Genomic DNA, 15,106 nt, shown 5'->3' on the forward strand with positions numbered 1-15,106 from the left:
CCCTGGGCTTCCGCAACCTCACCAACTACATCGCCAGAAGCCTGCTCGAGACAGGCGGATTCAGACCCCAACTACACCCTCGATTGGGATGAGCCCGTCCGGGTTGCGCGAGCCCGACCAGGGCATTGAGGTTGGCGCCATCGACATAGACCTGTCCGCCCGCCTCGTGCACCATCGAGCACAGTCTCGTGATGGTCTCCTCGAAGACGCCGTGCGTACTGGGATAGGTGACCATCGCCACAGCGACTGTGTCGCCATGGCGCGCCAGCTTGTCGGCCAGGTCCGTCAGGTCGATCTGGCCGTCGGCTTCGGACTTCACGACAACGACCTGAAGGCCTGCCATGCTCGCGGAGGCGGCGTTGGTGCCGTGCGCCGAGGACGGGATGAGGCAGACGCGGCGGTGGCCTTCGCCGCGGGAGCGGTGGTAGGCCCGGATGGCCGACAGGCCGGCGAACTCACCGGCCGCCCCGGAGTTGGGTTGCAGCGTGCATCCCGCGTAGCCGGTGATGGCCATCAGCCAGTCCGAGAGCTCTTTCAGGAGGATCCGGTAGCCCTGCGCGTCCTCGCTGGGGGCGAAGGGATGCAGGTCCGCGAAACCGGGCAGGGTCATGGCCTCCAGTGCTACGGCAGGGTTGAGTTTCATGGTGCAGGAGCCGAGCGGGATCATGCCCGTGTCGAGCGCGTAGTCGCGGTTCTGGAGAGTCCGCAGATAGCGCATCAAGCGCGTCTCGTTGTGCTGACCGGTGAACACCGGATGGGTCATGAACGCATCCGTGCGCAGATCGGCGCCCAGGCCGCCCCACGGTTCGGCCGGTCCCTGGGGGCTTCCAGCGAAGGCCTGCACGACATGATCGAGATCCTCGTCGGTGGCGTCCTCCCCGATGCTGATCCCCACCAAGTCGTGATCCACCAGCCGCAGATACACCCCCAGCTCGCGAGCGGCGGACACGATCTGGCGTGCCCGACCCGGCGCCCGTACCGTGAGCGTGTCGAAGAAACTCCCTGACAGGAGTTCGAACCCGCCGGCGCGCAACACCCCGGCCAGCCCACGAGCGCGCCCGTGGATGCTGCGCGCCATGGCTCGTAGTCCCTCGGGGCCGTGATGGACGCCGTACATCGCGGCCACCACGGCGAGCAGCACTTGGGCCGTGCAGATATTGGAGGTCGCCTTGTCGCGGCGGATGTGCTGTTCGCGGGTCTGGAGCGCCAGCCGATAGGCGACGGCGCCCTCGGCATCCCGCGAGACCCCCACCAGCCGCCCGGGCAGCTGCCGGGCAAGCTCGTCGCGTACCGCGATGTAGCCGGCATGCGGACCGCCGTAGAACAGGGGCACCCCGAAGCGCTGGGTGCTGCCCACCGCAATGTCGGCACCCCATTGCCCCGGTGGCACGACGAGCGCCAGCGCGAGCGGATCGGCGGCGGCGATCACCAGGGCCCCGGCATCGTGAGCTGCGCCGGCCAGGGCGCGCAGCTCGTCGGTGCTGTGCATCCGCCCGTCCACGGTGGGGGTCTGCACCACCACCGCGAAGGCCTCGCCCAGGGCAGCCGGATCGTCGGGGTGCGCTGCCGGGAACACCTCGACACCGATCGCATCCATCCGGGTGTGCAGCACGGCAAGGCTTTGCGGAAGCAAACCCGGCCCCACGACGACTCGTCCGCGCTTCCCACGGGAGACCCGGTGCGCCATCGCGACTGCCTCGGCCACCGCTGTGGGCTCGTCCAGCAGCGACGACCCGGCAATCGGCAGGCCGGTCAGCTCGGCGATCATGGTCTGGAAGGTCAGCAGGGCCTCCAGCCGGCCCTGGCTGATCTCCGGTTGGTAGGGGGTATATGCGGTGTACCAGCCGGGGTTCTCCAGCACATTGCGGCGCAGCACGGCAGGAGTGATGGTGCCGTGGTAGCCCATTCCGATCATCGCGCGGCGGGGATGGTTCAGCCCGGCGAGCTCGCGCATCCGGGCAGCGATGGCGGCCTCATTGCGGGCCAGCGGCACATCGAGACTGCCGGTCATCGCGATCTGGGAGGGGATGGCCTGACGGCTCAGCTCATCGAGGCTGCCCAGGCCGAGCTGCGCGAGCATCTCATCCTGGTCGGCAGCACTGGGGCCGATCTGGCGCGTGCTGAAATCATCGTACGGCCAGCCGGAGCCGCCGCCCTGCCCTGCCCGTTCGGCCCAATCCATGGAAGAAGTCTAGTGAGCGACCGGTACGCCGACCGGTCCGTGCAATGCGTCCGCGGGCAGCGGGGCGGTTCCAAGCGCCCGCTCTCAGCGCCCGCTGCCGGGTGCCACCTGCCGAGTACCGAGTACCGATCAGGATGCCGACTGCCGGGCGTGCCGGCGCCTGGCCCGTGAGAATTCGTCGTCGCCCCCGCCGGGCTCACGGTCGTCGCGTTGCACGGGCAATTCGGTGAGGGTTCCCTTGATCTCGCGAGCGACGCCGTCGAGGGCAATCGCGAACATGCCCTGGCCGCCCCGCAGCAGGTCGAAGACCTGGTGTTCGCTCGTGCACTCGTAGACCGAGACGCCGTCGCTGAGGATCGTCACACCACCGAGTTCCCGGTTGCCGCGGGTGTGCAGATAGTCCACGGCCTTGCGAATCTGCTGCAGCGAGATGCCGGCGTCGAGGAGGCTCTTCACGACCTTGAGCATGAGAATGTCGCGAAAGGAGTAGAGCCGCTGGGTGCCCGAACCCTCCGCAGAGCGGATGGCGGGGGTGACGAGCCGGGTGCGCGCCCAGTAGTCGAGCTGACGATAGGTGATGCCGGCGATGCGGCAGGCGGTCGAGCCCCGGAACCCAGCGTCCTCGGGGACGGGGGCGTAGTCGCCCTCGAACAGGACATCCTGCTGGATGTCGCTCGTCATCCGCCCGGAGGCTGGGTAGGTCACGCTGGCCTCTTTCCTCGGTCGACGCATCACAGGGCCTGCTGCGCTGCACTCCTGACGGTAAGCGTCCCACCCACCACGGCGCAATGACATCGGCGCCACGAAGCGGTCGTGTCGCGCCCCGAGCGGACCTGCCGTGCAGCGGCGATGAGCGGCTGTGCCCAGCGACGAGGGCGATCGCGGCCCGGTTCAGGGCTCGAAATCACCGGGGTCCACCTGGTCGAGGAAGCTCTTGAACTCCTCGACGACATCCGCGTCGCCGTCGACAGCCTCGACGCCCAGTTCAGACACCAACTCGTCGGGGCACTCCACGGGAAAGTCAAGCACGATGGACAGGGCGACGATGTCGGACAGCCGACCCTCGATCTCGTCTGCGTCGACGAGGATCCGGGCGCTGAAGACACCCTCGCGCCAGCCGGTGATCTCGGCACTGATGTCGTGAGGGTGCAGTGCCTCCACGATTTCGGCGAACAACCGGAAGCTGGGTGCCGCTCCGCCGTTGTCCTGCTCGCTGATGCCGAGCACCGTGGCCGCGGTCACGGCGTCCACCCACACGGGGATCAGCCGTGTCGTGCCCTTCTCGCGCAGCAGCAGCACGGGCTGGTCCGCGGACTCCATGATCCTGACACCGGCAACTTCGAGTTCGGCCATTTCAACGCTCCAGCAAGGTGTACATGAGGGCGACGTGTGCATGGATGACGAGCTGGGAGACTTCGCTGAGCAGATGGGCTGCGTCCGGGTTATTGCGCACGAACGGCTGAACGCCCTGCTCCACCAGCCCGGCCTCCCGCTCGGCGGCCTGTTTGATCGCCCGTAGATGACGGGTGTCCATACCGTATGCCTGCAGCTTTCGTGCCACCACGCAGATCATCAGGGCTTCACGCCCGTAATAGGACGAATTACGCCGGGGCATGACCAGTTGCTGGCGTTCCAGTTCGATGAGGCGCGCCTCGGGCAGTCCCGAGCCCCTGAGGAGTTCACGGCGGGTGAGGCGAATCGGCCGGCTCGCATGATTCTCATGGCGCTCAGCCGCCGCGCCGGAGGAGGACTCCACGGGCGGCGGGGGCGGCGGCTCGGCGCGCGGCGGCTCCTTGCCGGCGTCCATGAGCTCGAGGTTCTCGCGGATGACCTTGAGCGGCAGGTACTGATCGCGCTGCACCCGCAGGATGTAGCGCAACCGGTCGATGTCCGCCTGGGAGTACTTGCGATAGCCCGACGGTGCGCGTTCGGGCGAGACCAGACCTTCTCCCTCAAGGAACCTGATCTTGGAAATAGAGACGTCGGGGAACTCTGCCTTGAGGATCGTGAGGACCTGGCCGATGCTTCGCAACGGCGCCTGGGCCATCAGCGCAGCCCGTGCTCGCTCACGAAGAAGACCATCCGGAACTTGCCTATCTGGACTTCCTCACCTGGTCGCAGCACGGCCGACCCGTCAACGAGCGTCCGATTCACGTAGGTTCCATTGAGACTGCCGAGATCGGTGATCCGCACCTCGCCGCCCACCATGTCGAAACGCGCGTGATGGCGCGAGACGGTGATGTCATCGAGGAAGATGTCACAGTCGGGGCTGCGGCCGGCAGTGGTCTGCTGCTGGTCCAGCAGGTAGCGGGCGCCGACATCGGGGCCCCGGGTGACGATGAGCAGGGCATTGCCCTCGGGCAGGGCGCTGACCGCGGCGGTGTCCTCGGCACTGATTTCGGTGCGAGGGGCATCCTCCTCGATCGCGGGAATCACGGAAGTGGTCTCCGAGGAACTCCCGAGCCGCTCCCCACACTGAGCGCAGAAATTACTTCGGTCAGGGTTCTCGTGACCGCACTTCTCGCAAATCATCATGGCGCGAACTCTTTCCTTGGTGACGACCAACCTGGCCGGTCTCCCCCACCTTACCGACCGCAGGCGGCACTCTGGGCAGGCTGGCCGGGGGTCAACCGACACTCACTGCTCGCCGATGAGCTCCTGATATGCCTCGGCGTCGAGCAGCTCGTCAACGCCCGGATCGTCGGCCAACTCCACCTCGAACAGCCAACCCTCTTCGTAGGGAGCAGCATTGACGGTCTCGGGGGACTCGTCGAGAGCTTCATTGACAGCACTGACGATACCGGTGGCGGGTGCGAACAGATCCGACACCGACTTGGTGGACTCGAGTTCACCGCACGGATCCCCGGCGACGACTTGTGCCCCCACAGTGGGCGCAGAGACATAGACGATGTCGCCCAGCTCACGAGCGGCGTACTCGGTGACCCCGACACGCGCGGTGGCCCCCTCGACGCGCACCCATTCATGCTCGCGGCTGTACAGGAGATCGGAAGGAACTTCAGTCATGGCAGTACCTCTCTGACGTGTCGTTCGGATCCACTGCCTCACAAGTCAACCATCACTCGAGTAAGCTCGCGAGCTGCCCAGGAGCCTGGGCGAGCCTGCGAGCCCTTCAGTGGAGCCTGGGCGAGCCTGCGAGCCCTTCAGTGGAGCCTGGGCGAGCCTGCGAGCCCTTCAGTGGAGTCGGGAGCGAGCCTGCGAACCGTTGAGAGAAGGTGCGCTGGCGAGCAGCAGGCGGGTCTGGTGCACATAAAGTGCGCCGGCCCACCAATAGAGGAAGGCCCCCCACAGGGCGAACGCCCACCCGACGATCCGGGCTGCCGGTGCCCAGCCCCATGGCCCGGCGCCCAGCAGTACCAGCGGCAGGGCGTAGAGCAGGCAGAAGGTGGCGGCCTTGCCGACGAAATGCACCGGAAGGCTGGTGTAGCCGCGTGTCTTGAGCGCGGGGACGAGACACAGCATCATGATGTCCCTTGTCAGCAGCACCACGAGGAACCACCACGGGATGATGCCACGCACCGTGAGCCCCACCACAGTCGCCGCGATGTACAGCCGATCGGCAACCGGGTCGAGCATCTGCCCCAGCCGGCTGATCTGGTGGAGCCCGCGTGCGAGTTTGCCATCGAGCCAGTCGGTGGCGCTGGCGATGGCGAGCAGGACGATCGCAGCGACATCGGCATGTCGCAGGATGAGGGCGAGGAACAGCGGCACCCCGGCCAGCCGCAATGCGGACAGCAGATTGGGGATCGTGATGACGGCGTCGGTGTCGTAGCCGGTCTCCCGAACCGACACCTCGCTGTGTTGAGAATCGCCCACGTCCTCAGACTAGGCCATCACAGCGTCGCGCCCGGTGGCCGGCGCTCGTCCGTGTCCTTGTCACGCAACCATGCCGAATTCTGCTGGGCAAGCACATACATGGCGAGCACCTGGGGCCCGATGACCGACCAGTCGTAGCGCTCGGCCAGCGCCCTGCCGCGCGACAGGCGCAGGTCGCGGGGTTCGGCCAGACTGCGCAGAATGGCCCGTGAGGCACTGGCCGAGTTGCCGGCGCGGAAGAGCCAGCCGACCGGGCCGTCGTCGTCCGTGAGAACCTCGACGAAGGCACGCAGGTCGGAGGCGACGACCGGGGCGCCACAGGCGAGCGCCTCCAGCAGGACGATCCCGAAACTCTCGCGTCCGGTCTGGGGGGCGATGTAGATATCGCTTCGCCCCAGCCATTCGTTGCGCGCCTGATCGTCGAGCCCGCCCAGGAAGCGCACGCCCTCGACCGAGCGTGACGAGCCGTTGCCGATGACGACGACGTCCAGATCGGGATAATGGGCCCGCACCAGCGGCAGGGCGGCAGTGAGCACCTCGAAGCCCTTGCGTGGCTCGTCGTAGCGCCCGAGGAAGGTGAGACGTGGATGCTCGCCGCCTCGCCAACGTCCCTGCGTGCCACAGATCGGATAGTCGTCGACATGGATGCCGTTACCGATGACAACGGGTGCCACACCCCGGTGGTGCTGTGCCACGGCGGCCGCCTCGCTCGACACTGCGATCGAGGAGTCGATCCTGCTGACCACCCTCGGCAGGATACGGTTCGCCAGCTCCACCGCCCCCACGGCGGGGGTGGCTGTGTGGAAGGTCGCGGTGACCGGGCGGTCGGTGAAGTACAGCGCAAGCAGGCAGATGCTCGGGGTCACGGGCTCATGGAGGTGCACGACATCGAACTGCCCATTGTCGAGCCAGTGTTTGACCGCCAGCGCCGGACCGATACCGAAGTTGATCCTGGCCACCGAGCCGTTGAAGTTCACGGGGACGGCTCGTCCTGCGGAGACGAACTCCCCAGGCAGCAGGCCGGTTTCGGCGAGGAGGGCCGGCGTGGCGCGGCCGGGAGCGATGATGGAGACTTTGTGCCCATGTTCCTTGAGCCAGCCTGCCAGCCCCAGGACATGGTTCTGGACGCCGCCGGGCCGGGCGAACGAGTAGGGGCAGACGATGCCCACCTTCATGCGGTCACTCCCTTGAAGAATCGCTGGAGCATGTGCCAGTCGAGCGGGTGGGCACGGATCTGCTCGACGAAGAAGTCCGCCAACCACTGGCTGGCTTCGATGAGCCCCTGCTCGTGGGGTCCTACGGCAATCGGGCCCGCTATCACGACATGGAGCTTGCGGTGCCCGTCGAACCAGGTGGCGGCTGCCATGAGGGGATGATTGCCCTGCTGGGCCAGCAGGGCTGGGCCCGGCGGCATCGTCTGCTCCAGGCGGCCGGTGGGAAGATCCCAGTGCACGGGCAGACCGCGACGGCTGAAGTCCCGATCGGCGACCAGACAGACGAGCGCCCCCGCGTCGACGTCGTCGCGCAGCAGACCGAAGACATTGCGCTCCTTGACACTGAAGATCTTGATACCGAGCTTCGCACGCAGATCGCGGAAGTACTCGAACTGACCGTCGGGCAGGGCCTCGGCGACAGACGTCACGGGTAGCTGTTCCAGGCCGGCGTAGGCACCTACCAGGTCCCAGCTGCCCATGTGCGGCAGAGCTACCACCAGCCCTCCCTCGCGGCTGAGCCCGACCAGCCGCGCCCAGGCCTCGGGATCCTCGATGACGACCTTCTTGCGGATCCTGGCCGGTGACCAGTGACCCAGCTGCAAGGACACCGCGACATTCTCGAACCAGGAGCTGAAGGCCTTGCGGGTGGCGCGGCGCCCGGGTTCGGCCCCGGTGATCACCTGGTAGTTGAGCTGCCATTGCCGCACGTGGCGAGGGGGTTTGGCCACCAGCCAGCGCAGCACCACCGCCCCGAGCGGACGCCACAGCCATTGCGGCGTGTGGGCGCCCACCTTCATCACCGCGAGCTGGCTGAGGACATGCTTCCTGGGCTTCACCGGGTCCCGCTCGCTTGCTGGGCGCCCTTCATCTGGCCGTGCACGAGGGCCATGCGCTGGCCCACGGTGACGATCCCCGCGACCGCGAGAACCACCAGTGCGGCAGGCAGGGCCCAGTGCACCCCCAGACCGGTGAGGAATGCGCCGAGCAGGCCGATGAGTAGCCGATCGGAACGCCCAGCGAGGCCGCCGTTGACGCTGTAGCCCAGGGACTCGCCGCGAGCCTTCGTATAGCTGGTCACCTGCCCGCAGACGAGCGCAACGATGGCGAGTGCAGCCCACACCTTGTTGTAGTCCTCCCCCACGTAGTACAGGGCCAGGCCACCGAAGACCGCACCGTCGGCGACCCGGTCGAGACAGCTGTCGAGGAAGGCACCCCAGTCGCTGCTCGTCCCGCCCATCCGGGCCATGATGCCGTCGAAGCTGTCGGAGAAGATGAAGACGAGCAACAGCAGGGTGCCCTGCCACAGCCATCCGGCAGGGAAGCAGATCAGCGAGACGGCGATGACGCCGATCGTTCCGACCCAGGTCACCATGTCGGGGGTGATCTTCGCCTTGAGCAGCAGCGCGGCCAGCGGCGACAGCACCTTCGTCCATCGGGAACGCAGATGCTCAAGCATGGTTGTCCTCCTGTGCGGGGCCGAACAGCTCGACCCATGCCCGGGCGAAGAGCGCCCTGGTGTCCGAGAGAAGCTGGGGCAGGGCCTTGGTGCGGCCCACCACGGGCAGGAAGTTCGAGTCGCCCTGCCATCTCGGGACGATGTGCTGGTGAAGATGGCCGGCGATCCCGGCGCCTGCCACCTCACCTTGATTGATGCCGATGTTGTAGCCGGCGGGCCGGGAGACCTTCTCGATGACCGCCAGTGCCTGCTTGGTCAGCAGCGCGATCTCCGCGCTCTCCTGCTCGGTGGTGGCACCGTAGGCGCTCACATGACGATAGGAGCACACGAGCAGGTGACCGGGATTGTACGGATAGAGATTGAGGATCGTATAGGCGTATCTGCCACGCCGGGTGATGAGCGCGGTCTCGTCGTCGCGCTGCGGTGAGAGGCAGAAGGGGCATTGCTGGGGTGAGCTGGTGTCGCTCGGCTTGTCCTTGCCGTCGATGTAGACCATCCGGTAGGGCGTCCACAGTCGCTGCAGGGCGTCGGGCACGCCGGCCAGCAGATCGGCGGATTCGGGAGTTGAGCCTTCCTGCTCGGGATGGTTCACCGTGCCGCTCCCGGTTGGGCGCTGGGGTCCTCGGCGCTGCGTGAGGCGATGTGGTCGAGGATCCTGGCCACCGCCTCGTCGACGGGTATCCCGTTGTCCTGACTGCCGTCGCGGAAGCGGAAGCTCACCGAGCCAGCGTCGCGGTCCTGTTCTCCGGCGATGAGGATGTAGGGCACCTTCTCACGGGTGGCGTTGCGGATCTTCTTCTGCATCCGGTCGTCGGACTCGTCCACCTCGGCGCGCACCCCGCGCGCTCTCAGCATGTCGGTGATGCCCTTGAGGTAGTCGCTGAACTCGCCGGCCACCGGCACACCGATGACCTGCACGGGGCTGAGCCATGCTGGGAAGGCGCCAGCGTAGTGCTCGGTCAGCACCCCGATGAAGCGTTCGACCGAGCCGAGCTTCGCTGAATGGATCATCACCGGGCGCTGGTGGCTGCCGTCCGCCGCGGTGTATTCCAGCCCGAACCGCTCGGGCTGGTTGAAGTCGTACTGGACGGTGGACATCTGCCAGGTGCGGCCCAGCGCGTCCCTGGCCTGCACGGAGACCTTCGGCCCGTAGAAGGCGGCGCCCCCCGGGTCGGGTACCAGCTCCAGGCCAGTGGATTCGCAGGCCTGCCGCAGGACCTCGGTGGCAACCGACCAGTCGTCGTCGGATCCGATGAACTTGTCCGAGTTCTCGTCCCGGGTTGACAACTCGAGGTAGAAGTCCTTGAGTCCGAAGTCGCGGAGGATCCCGAGGAAGAAGTGGAGGAGCATCCGGATCTCGTCGCCGGCCTGTTCGGGAGTGCAGTAGGTGTGCGAGTCGTCCTGGGTGAATCCGCGCATCCTCGTGAGGCCCTGGACCACACCGGACTTCTCGTAGCGATAGTCATGCCCGAGCTCGAAGAAGCGCAGCGGCAGCTCACGGTAGGAACGGCCCCGGCTGCGGAAGATCAGGTTGTGCATCGGGCAGTTCATGGCCTTGAGGTAGTACTCCTGGCCCTGATGGGTGATATTGCCCTGGGCGTCACGCTCCTCGTCGACATTCATCGGGGGGAACATCGTGTCCGCGTAATAGGGCAGGTGGCCCGAGGTGTGGAACAGCCCGCCCTTGCTGATATCGGGGGTGTGCACGAAGTCGAAGCCGGCTTCCAGATGGCGCTGCTCGATGTAGCTCTCGATGACGTGACGCAGGATGCCGCCCTTGGGATGGAAGACGACCAGGCCGGGGCCGATCTCCTCTGGGAAGCTGAACAGGTCGAGTTCGGTGCCCAGCTTGCGGTGGTCACGCTTCGCGGCCTCAACCAGGCGGGCCTGGTAGGCCTTGAGGTCATCACGACTGGCCCAGGCCGTGCCATAGACCCGCTGCAGTTGGTCGTTGTGCTGGTCGCCACGCCAATAGGCGGCGCTGGTCTTGGTCAGCGCGACAGCCTTGATGTAGCCGGTATTGGGCACATGGGGGCCGCGGCACAGGTCCCGCCATGCGACAGTGCCGTCACGGCGCACGTTGTCGTAGATGGTCAGCTCGGAGCCGCCCACCTCGACTGCCGAATCGTCCTCGGCGGAAGGATGGCCCTTGTCGGAAATCAGTTCGAGCTTGTAGGGCTCGGCGGCCTCCTCGGCCCGGGCCTGCTCCTCGGTGACCACGCGGCGGACGAAACGCTGCCGCTGTTTGATGATGGCGGCCATCTTCTTCTCGATGGCTTTGAGGTCCTCGGGCGAGAGCGGATCGGTCTTGAAGTCGTAGTAGAAGCCGTCGGTGATGGGCGGGCCGATGCCGAGTCGGGCCTGCGGAAAGATCTCCTGGAGCGCCTGAGCCGTCACGTGCGCGGCTGAGTGGCGGATGATCGACAGTCCCTCGTCGCTGGTGTCGAGCACCGGCTCGACGAGATCGCCGTCGTGCACTTCGGTGGCCAGGTCGACAGTGATGCCATTGAGCTTCATCGCCACGATCGAGTGGTCTTCGCCGAACAGGTCAAGACCTGTCGTAGTGCCCTCGATCACCTTCGCCTGCGAGTGCTCGTCCTGAGTGATCGTGATGGTTGAGGACACGATGATCTTCCTTTCGGGCGGCATACCTGGCCGCGCGTGGGCAATGACGCCCCCCATTGTGCCCGATATCGGCCCCAGTTCGGCCCCACGGGTAGCGAAGTGGCGGGACAGGCTGACAAAGCGTCAGATCACGCATTCGCTTCTGGTGGGTTCGTGCGCTTCTGGTGGGTTCGTGCCCCTGCCCAGGTGCTGGAATCGCTCGGGCCCTGGTGCCTCTCGGCGAATCCCGCACCCGGCGTCCCGTGGCAGTGGACCCGCCGCGACACGCCCGCCATCGGGACGATGGCGGTCACATGGCGGTCAAGACCCCCGTGGGGGTGTTTGGCAATCCATGTCCGGTCCTACTGGGTGGGCGACACTGGGTTTGAACCAGTGACCTCTTCCGTGTCAGGGAAGCGCGCTACCACTGCGCCAGCCGCCCGAGGTGGAGACGGGATTTGAACCCGTGTATACGGATTTGCAGTCCGCTGCCTCGCCTCTCGGCCACTCCACCATCTGAAGAGTCACCTCATCAGAAAGGCTTGTGACCATCTGGATGGGGCAATTGCCTCTCTCCGAGCGGACGACGGGACTTGAACCCGCGACCCTCACCTTGGCAAGGTGATGCTCTACCAGCTGAGCCACGTCCGCATGCTTGGTCGAGGCCTGCCTCGTTCAAGCGCGTTGGCTACTCTAGCGAAGACGGTCAGAGCACACAACTCGGGTTGTGTGCCCATCAAGCTCGAACACAACTCGGGTTGTGTGCCCATCAAGCTCGAACACAACTCGGGTTGTGTGCCCATCAGGCTCGAACACAACTCGGGTTGTGTGCCCATCAGGCTCGAACGTCGGTAGCCGCTGGACGATCGGTTCGTTGCCCTCCAGAGTCGTTCGACTGCCATCTACCGTGGTCGGTGCACTGGCTCGGGCACCGGGATCAGCTGGGGCAGCCAGGAAGGGCGTCCGGCAAGTGGCAGCAATTCGCGTGGTGCGCTAGCCTTGTCGACGGTCCGGGCGATTGGCGCAGGGGTAGCGCGCTTCGTTCACACCGAAGAGGTCACTGGTTCGATCCCAGTATCGCCCACCGGACGCAGGGCTGCCCCAGATTCCGATCTATGTGCGGGGCAGCTCTTTTGCTATCAGCCGTGCCATCTACCCTACCCTTGCGAGCCACCCCGCCCCCGCGAGCCGGAAGCGCCAGAGACCAGAAGTCTCTACCACGCGTCTCACTCTGTGTTACGTCTGCGTTACGGGGGTTCTGAAGATTCTTCGGTATTTCCCGTTCTCAGCGAAGGATTGGGCGTCCTCGAACAGTGATCAGCGTCTCAAAGAGTGGTTTTTGGTGTCACATGGTGGACGCACCGCTTGCGCGGGATCTGCTCCCGGGCAGAGAGTTACCACAAGCTACGGCAACGGCGCCGCCCTGATGATCGAACGAAAGGGCACGCAGATGACTGCACCGGCATTGGTCCTCTTGGCCGAGGGCTCCGCGGAACCCCGCGTTGTCGAGGTGATCCACCAGTTGCGCAAGCAGATGCAGGTGCAGCGCCCTGAGCTGTCGATCCATCTCGCCTTTCTCGATCACTGCCCACCCAGCGGGCCTCAGGTGGTGAGCACTCTCGCAGCCCGGGGTGTCAAGGAAATCGTGTTCGCTCCCCTGACGCTCAGTCACGCCGTTGACGTCGGCGATGCCGCCGAGCAGATGCTCGCAACGGTGCGCAGGAACCACCCCGGTCTCAGTGTCACCGTGGCTCATCCCATCGGGCCGGCCACCGAGCTGCTCAATGTGCTCGACCTGCGGCTGCGCAATGCCCTGTCCGCCTGCCACGCCCTGGAGCTCGACGCCTTGGTGCTGTGCGCCCCCGATTGCGGTGACCCGCGCGGCGCCTCGCTGCTGGCGCGCCGGGCCCGCCAGTGGGGCTCCCACCACAAGTTGCCGGTCGCTGTGGCCTGCGCCGATGGTTCGGGAACCTCGGTCGTCTCGGCGATGGCCAGTCTCCACGAGCAGGGCCGGCGTGCGATCGCAGTGGGCTGTCTTTTCCTCACCGCCGACGACTCCTATGTCCTGGCGAGCGAGCAGGCCATCGCTGCGGGTGCCGTGGCAGTGAGCGCCCCCTTGGGCGCAGACGGGCACATCATCGATCTGATCATCGCCCGGTATGCCTTCGCGGCGATGGCCATGCTCGACAATGCGCCGGCTTCCGAGCACCTCGGTGCCGATGTCCTGACCACGGGCAACACCCAGCTGATGGCTCTGTGAACCCGCCTGTCGCACAGTTTCTGCCGGGCCGCTGGATGAATGGACATGTGGCTCGGCAGACAGCGCAAGCGGCCTGCCGCATCTGGGCGACACCACCACAGACCGCCTTGCGCAGCTCTCAGCACTGCGCAACCCTGAGGCGCTCGGCCTGTAGGTCGAAGTCTGCCGGTGGCCATGTCATGCCCATCGCCTCCAGCTCCTCGATGAGGATTGTGGTGATGGCCCAGTTGCGGTACCACTTCTTGTCGGCCGGTATGACATACCACGGGGCGTAGTCGGGATTGCAACGGGTCAACGCCACGCCATAGGCCTCCATGTACGCGTCCCAGTGCGACCGGCTCACGAGATCGCCGGGGTTGTACTTGTAGTACTTCTCGGGATCGTTGATCCGGTCGAGGAAGCGCTGCTTCTGCTCCTTCTTCGACACATTGAGGAAGAACTTCACCACCCTTGTTCCCCGGGTGGTGACTTCGGCCTCGAAGTCATTGATCTGGCCATAGCGCGCTTCGATCTCCTCGGCCCGGGCGAGCTTGTTGACGCGCCCGATGAGCACGTCCTCGTACTGGGATCGATCGAAGATGCCCAGCTGTCCCGGTTCGGGCAGCTCGCGGCGGATACGCCACAGGAAATCGTGAGCCAGCTCCTCCTCGGTGGGCGCCTTGAAGGCGTGGAGGCGCACTCCCTGGGGATCGACCATCCCCACCACATGGCGGATGGTGCCACCCTTCCCGGACCCGTCCATACCCTGCAAGACCATGAGCAGGGACCGGGCCCGGGGCTGCTTCGAGTTGGCGTAGAGACGTTCCTGTAGATCGTCCAGGCGCGGACGAAGCTCCTTGAGCTCCTTCTCGCCGTCGTTGGAACCGCTGCCGGGAAACAGTGGTGTGGCATCGCTGGGGAAGCTGGTCACATCCACCTCACCACGAGGGCAGCGCAGGGCAGCCCGCACGGACTCCTTCGGATCGTCGAGGACCTTCTCATGCTTGTCATTCATGTGACTCATTGTTGCCGACCGGGCTGGCGGGCCAGTGCCATACCGCGCATCCACACCAGCGAGTTGAGCAGGATGCATAGCCTGGTTGTCACCAGGAGGCAGGAGGAATGATGTCCGATCAGGCACAATCCCCGAAGACCCGAACCGAGGAGCAATGGCGGGCGCAGCTGAGCCCCCAGGAGTTCCATGTCCTGCGCGAGGCGGGCACCGAGGCGCCGTTCCAGGGCGAGTACACCGACACAACGGTCAAGGGCGTCTATCGATGCCGGGCCTGTGGCGCCGAGTTGTTCCGCAGCGACACCAAATTCCCTTCGCACTGCGGCTGGCCCAGCTTCTACGCACCGCTGGCCGGTGACACCGTGCAGTACCTCCGCGACGACTCGATCCCGGGTCGGCCCCGCACGGAGGTGCGCTGCGCCAACTGTGGCTCGCACCTGGGGCACGTCTTCGAGGGCGAGGGGTATGACACCCCTACCGACCAGCGCTACTGCATCAACTCGATCTGCCTCACCCTTGAGCCCGACCCCGAGCCGTGAGCTCTGTGGCGCCGGAGGCGATGACC

The 15,106-nt window shown here is 66.0% G+C and carries 14 protein-coding genes, 4 tRNA genes and 1 pseudogene; 3 read left to right on the plus strand and 16 right to left on the minus strand.

Annotated features, from left to right (window positions below):
- Positions 1–844: 844 nt before the first annotated feature.
- The 15 genes and pseudogenes from BMX93_RS13215 to BMX93_RS02935 all read right to left on the minus strand — a co-directional run.
- Positions 845–2,182, minus strand: a pseudogene (locus BMX93_RS13215) (glycine dehydrogenase); the annotation flags it as partial.
- Positions 2,183–2,311: 129 nt separating this feature from the next.
- Positions 2,312–2,914: a MerR family transcriptional regulator gene (locus BMX93_RS02870; RefSeq protein WP_425438738.1), complete on the minus strand. Its 603-nt coding sequence runs from the start codon at positions 2,912–2,914 to the stop codon at positions 2,312–2,314.
- 159 nt (positions 2,915–3,073) lie between these two features.
- Positions 3,074–3,535 (minus strand): bifunctional nuclease family protein, encoded by a 462-nt coding sequence (locus BMX93_RS02875; protein ID WP_177170036.1) that lies wholly within the window; start codon positions 3,533–3,535, stop codon positions 3,074–3,076.
- Between the two features lies 1 nt (position 3,536).
- Positions 3,537–4,229, minus strand: a complete 693-nt coding sequence (gene ftsR, locus BMX93_RS02880; RefSeq protein ID WP_091967647.1) for a transcriptional regulator FtsR — start codon at positions 4,227–4,229, stop codon at positions 3,537–3,539.
- The gene (locus BMX93_RS02885; protein ID WP_091967650.1) at positions 4,229–4,717 is read right to left on the minus strand and encodes a double zinc ribbon and FHA domain-containing protein; all 489 of its coding nucleotides are present in this window, start codon (positions 4,715–4,717) and stop codon (positions 4,229–4,231) included. Before BMX93_RS02885 ends, ftsR begins: the two co-directional genes overlap by 1 nt.
- A gap of 102 nt (positions 4,718–4,819) precedes the next feature.
- The gene (gcvH, locus tag BMX93_RS02890) at positions 4,820–5,206 is read right to left on the minus strand and encodes a glycine cleavage system protein GcvH (RefSeq protein WP_091967653.1); all 387 of its coding nucleotides are present in this window, start codon (positions 5,204–5,206) and stop codon (positions 4,820–4,822) included.
- 168 nt (positions 5,207–5,374) lie between these two features.
- Entirely contained in the window at positions 5,375–6,016 is a 642-nt protein-coding gene (clsA, locus tag BMX93_RS02895; RefSeq protein ID WP_091967656.1) for a cardiolipin synthase ClsA, read from the minus strand.
- A 17-nt stretch (positions 6,017–6,033) separates the two neighbouring features.
- Entirely contained in the window at positions 6,034–7,191 is a 1,158-nt protein-coding gene (locus tag BMX93_RS02900) for a glycosyltransferase family 4 protein (protein WP_091967675.1), read from the minus strand.
- Positions 7,188–8,066 (minus strand): LpxL/LpxP family acyltransferase, encoded by an 879-nt coding sequence (locus tag BMX93_RS02905; protein ID WP_091967678.1) that lies wholly within the window; start codon positions 8,064–8,066, stop codon positions 7,188–7,190. Before BMX93_RS02905 ends, BMX93_RS02900 begins: the two co-directional genes overlap by 4 nt.
- Positions 8,063–8,686, minus strand: a complete 624-nt coding sequence (gene pgsA, locus BMX93_RS02910) for a phosphatidylinositol phosphate synthase (protein ID WP_091967682.1) — start codon at positions 8,684–8,686, stop codon at positions 8,063–8,065. The genes BMX93_RS02905 and pgsA overlap by 4 nt, the downstream gene beginning before the upstream one ends.
- A complete protein-coding gene (locus BMX93_RS02915) occupies positions 8,679–9,278 on the minus strand; it encodes an HIT family protein (protein WP_245725692.1) in 600 nt (199 codons plus the stop codon). Before BMX93_RS02915 ends, pgsA begins: the two co-directional genes overlap by 8 nt.
- The gene (thrS, locus tag BMX93_RS02920) at positions 9,275–11,335 is read right to left on the minus strand and encodes a threonine--tRNA ligase (RefSeq protein ID WP_091967685.1); all 2,061 of its coding nucleotides are present in this window, start codon (positions 11,333–11,335) and stop codon (positions 9,275–9,277) included. The genes BMX93_RS02915 and thrS overlap by 4 nt, the downstream gene beginning before the upstream one ends.
- A gap of 321 nt (positions 11,336–11,656) precedes the next feature.
- Positions 11,657–11,733: transfer RNA gene (locus tag BMX93_RS02925), tRNA-Val, on the minus strand.
- Positions 11,734–11,804: transfer RNA gene (locus BMX93_RS02930), tRNA-Cys, on the minus strand.
- Positions 11,805–11,868: 64 nt separating this feature from the next.
- Positions 11,869–11,941, minus strand: a tRNA-Gly gene (locus tag BMX93_RS02935).
- Between the two features lie 361 nt (positions 11,942–12,302).
- On the opposite strand from BMX93_RS02935, the gene BMX93_RS02940 reads away from it, so the two are divergent.
- Positions 12,303–12,374, plus strand: a tRNA-Val gene (locus BMX93_RS02940).
- Between the two features lie 342 nt (positions 12,375–12,716).
- Positions 12,717–13,550: a sirohydrochlorin chelatase gene (locus BMX93_RS02945; protein WP_245725693.1), complete on the plus strand. Its 834-nt coding sequence runs from the start codon at positions 12,717–12,719 to the stop codon at positions 13,548–13,550.
- 118 nt (positions 13,551–13,668) lie between these two features.
- Here the strand turns inward: BMX93_RS02945 and BMX93_RS02950 are convergent, their stop codons facing one another.
- Positions 13,669–14,544 (minus strand): PPK2 family polyphosphate kinase, encoded by an 876-nt coding sequence (locus tag BMX93_RS02950; RefSeq protein ID WP_245725694.1) that lies wholly within the window; start codon positions 14,542–14,544, stop codon positions 13,669–13,671.
- Between the two features lie 110 nt (positions 14,545–14,654).
- On the opposite strand from BMX93_RS02950, the gene msrB reads away from it, so the two are divergent.
- Positions 14,655–15,080, plus strand: a complete 426-nt coding sequence (gene msrB, locus BMX93_RS02955; RefSeq protein ID WP_245725695.1) for a peptide-methionine (R)-S-oxide reductase MsrB — start codon at positions 14,655–14,657, stop codon at positions 15,078–15,080.
- Positions 15,081–15,106 lie beyond the last annotated feature (26 nt).

The organism is Propionibacterium cyclohexanicum (assembly GCF_900111365.1).
Taxonomy (GTDB): domain Bacteria; phylum Actinomycetota; class Actinomycetes; order Propionibacteriales; family Propionibacteriaceae; genus Propionibacterium; species Propionibacterium cyclohexanicum.

Excerpts from the sequence above, each read along its gene's own strand:
- BMX93_RS02870 (WP_425438738.1), bottom strand. The coding sequence starts at position 2,914 with ATGCGTCGACCGAGGAAAGAGGCCAGCGTGACCTACCCAGCCTCCGGG.
- BMX93_RS02875 (WP_177170036.1), bottom strand. The coding sequence starts at position 3,535 with ATGGCCGAACTCGAAGTTGCCGGTGTCAGGATCATGGAGTCCGCGGAC.
- ftsR (WP_091967647.1), bottom strand. The coding sequence starts at position 4,229 with ATGGCCCAGGCGCCGTTGCGAAGCATCGGCCAGGTCCTCACGATCCTC.
- BMX93_RS02885 (WP_091967650.1), bottom strand. The coding sequence starts at position 4,717 with ATGATGATTTGCGAGAAGTGCGGTCACGAGAACCCTGACCGAAGTAAT.
- gcvH (WP_091967653.1), bottom strand. The coding sequence starts at position 5,206 with ATGACTGAAGTTCCTTCCGATCTCCTGTACAGCCGCGAGCATGAATGG.
- BMX93_RS02900 (WP_091967675.1), bottom strand. The coding sequence starts at position 7,191 with ATGAAGGTGGGCATCGTCTGCCCCTACTCGTTCGCCCGGCCCGGCGGC.
- pgsA (WP_091967682.1), bottom strand. The coding sequence starts at position 8,686 with ATGCTTGAGCATCTGCGTTCCCGATGGACGAAGGTGCTGTCGCCGCTG.
- thrS (WP_091967685.1), bottom strand. The coding sequence starts at position 11,335 with ATGCCGCCCGAAAGGAAGATCATCGTGTCCTCAACCATCACGATCACT.
- BMX93_RS02945 (WP_245725693.1), top strand. The coding sequence starts at position 12,717 with ATGATCGAACGAAAGGGCACGCAGATGACTGCACCGGCATTGGTCCTC.
- BMX93_RS02950 (WP_245725694.1), bottom strand. The coding sequence starts at position 14,544 with ATGAATGACAAGCATGAGAAGGTCCTCGACGATCCGAAGGAGTCCGTG.
- msrB (WP_245725695.1), top strand. The coding sequence starts at position 14,655 with ATGTCCGATCAGGCACAATCCCCGAAGACCCGAACCGAGGAGCAATGG.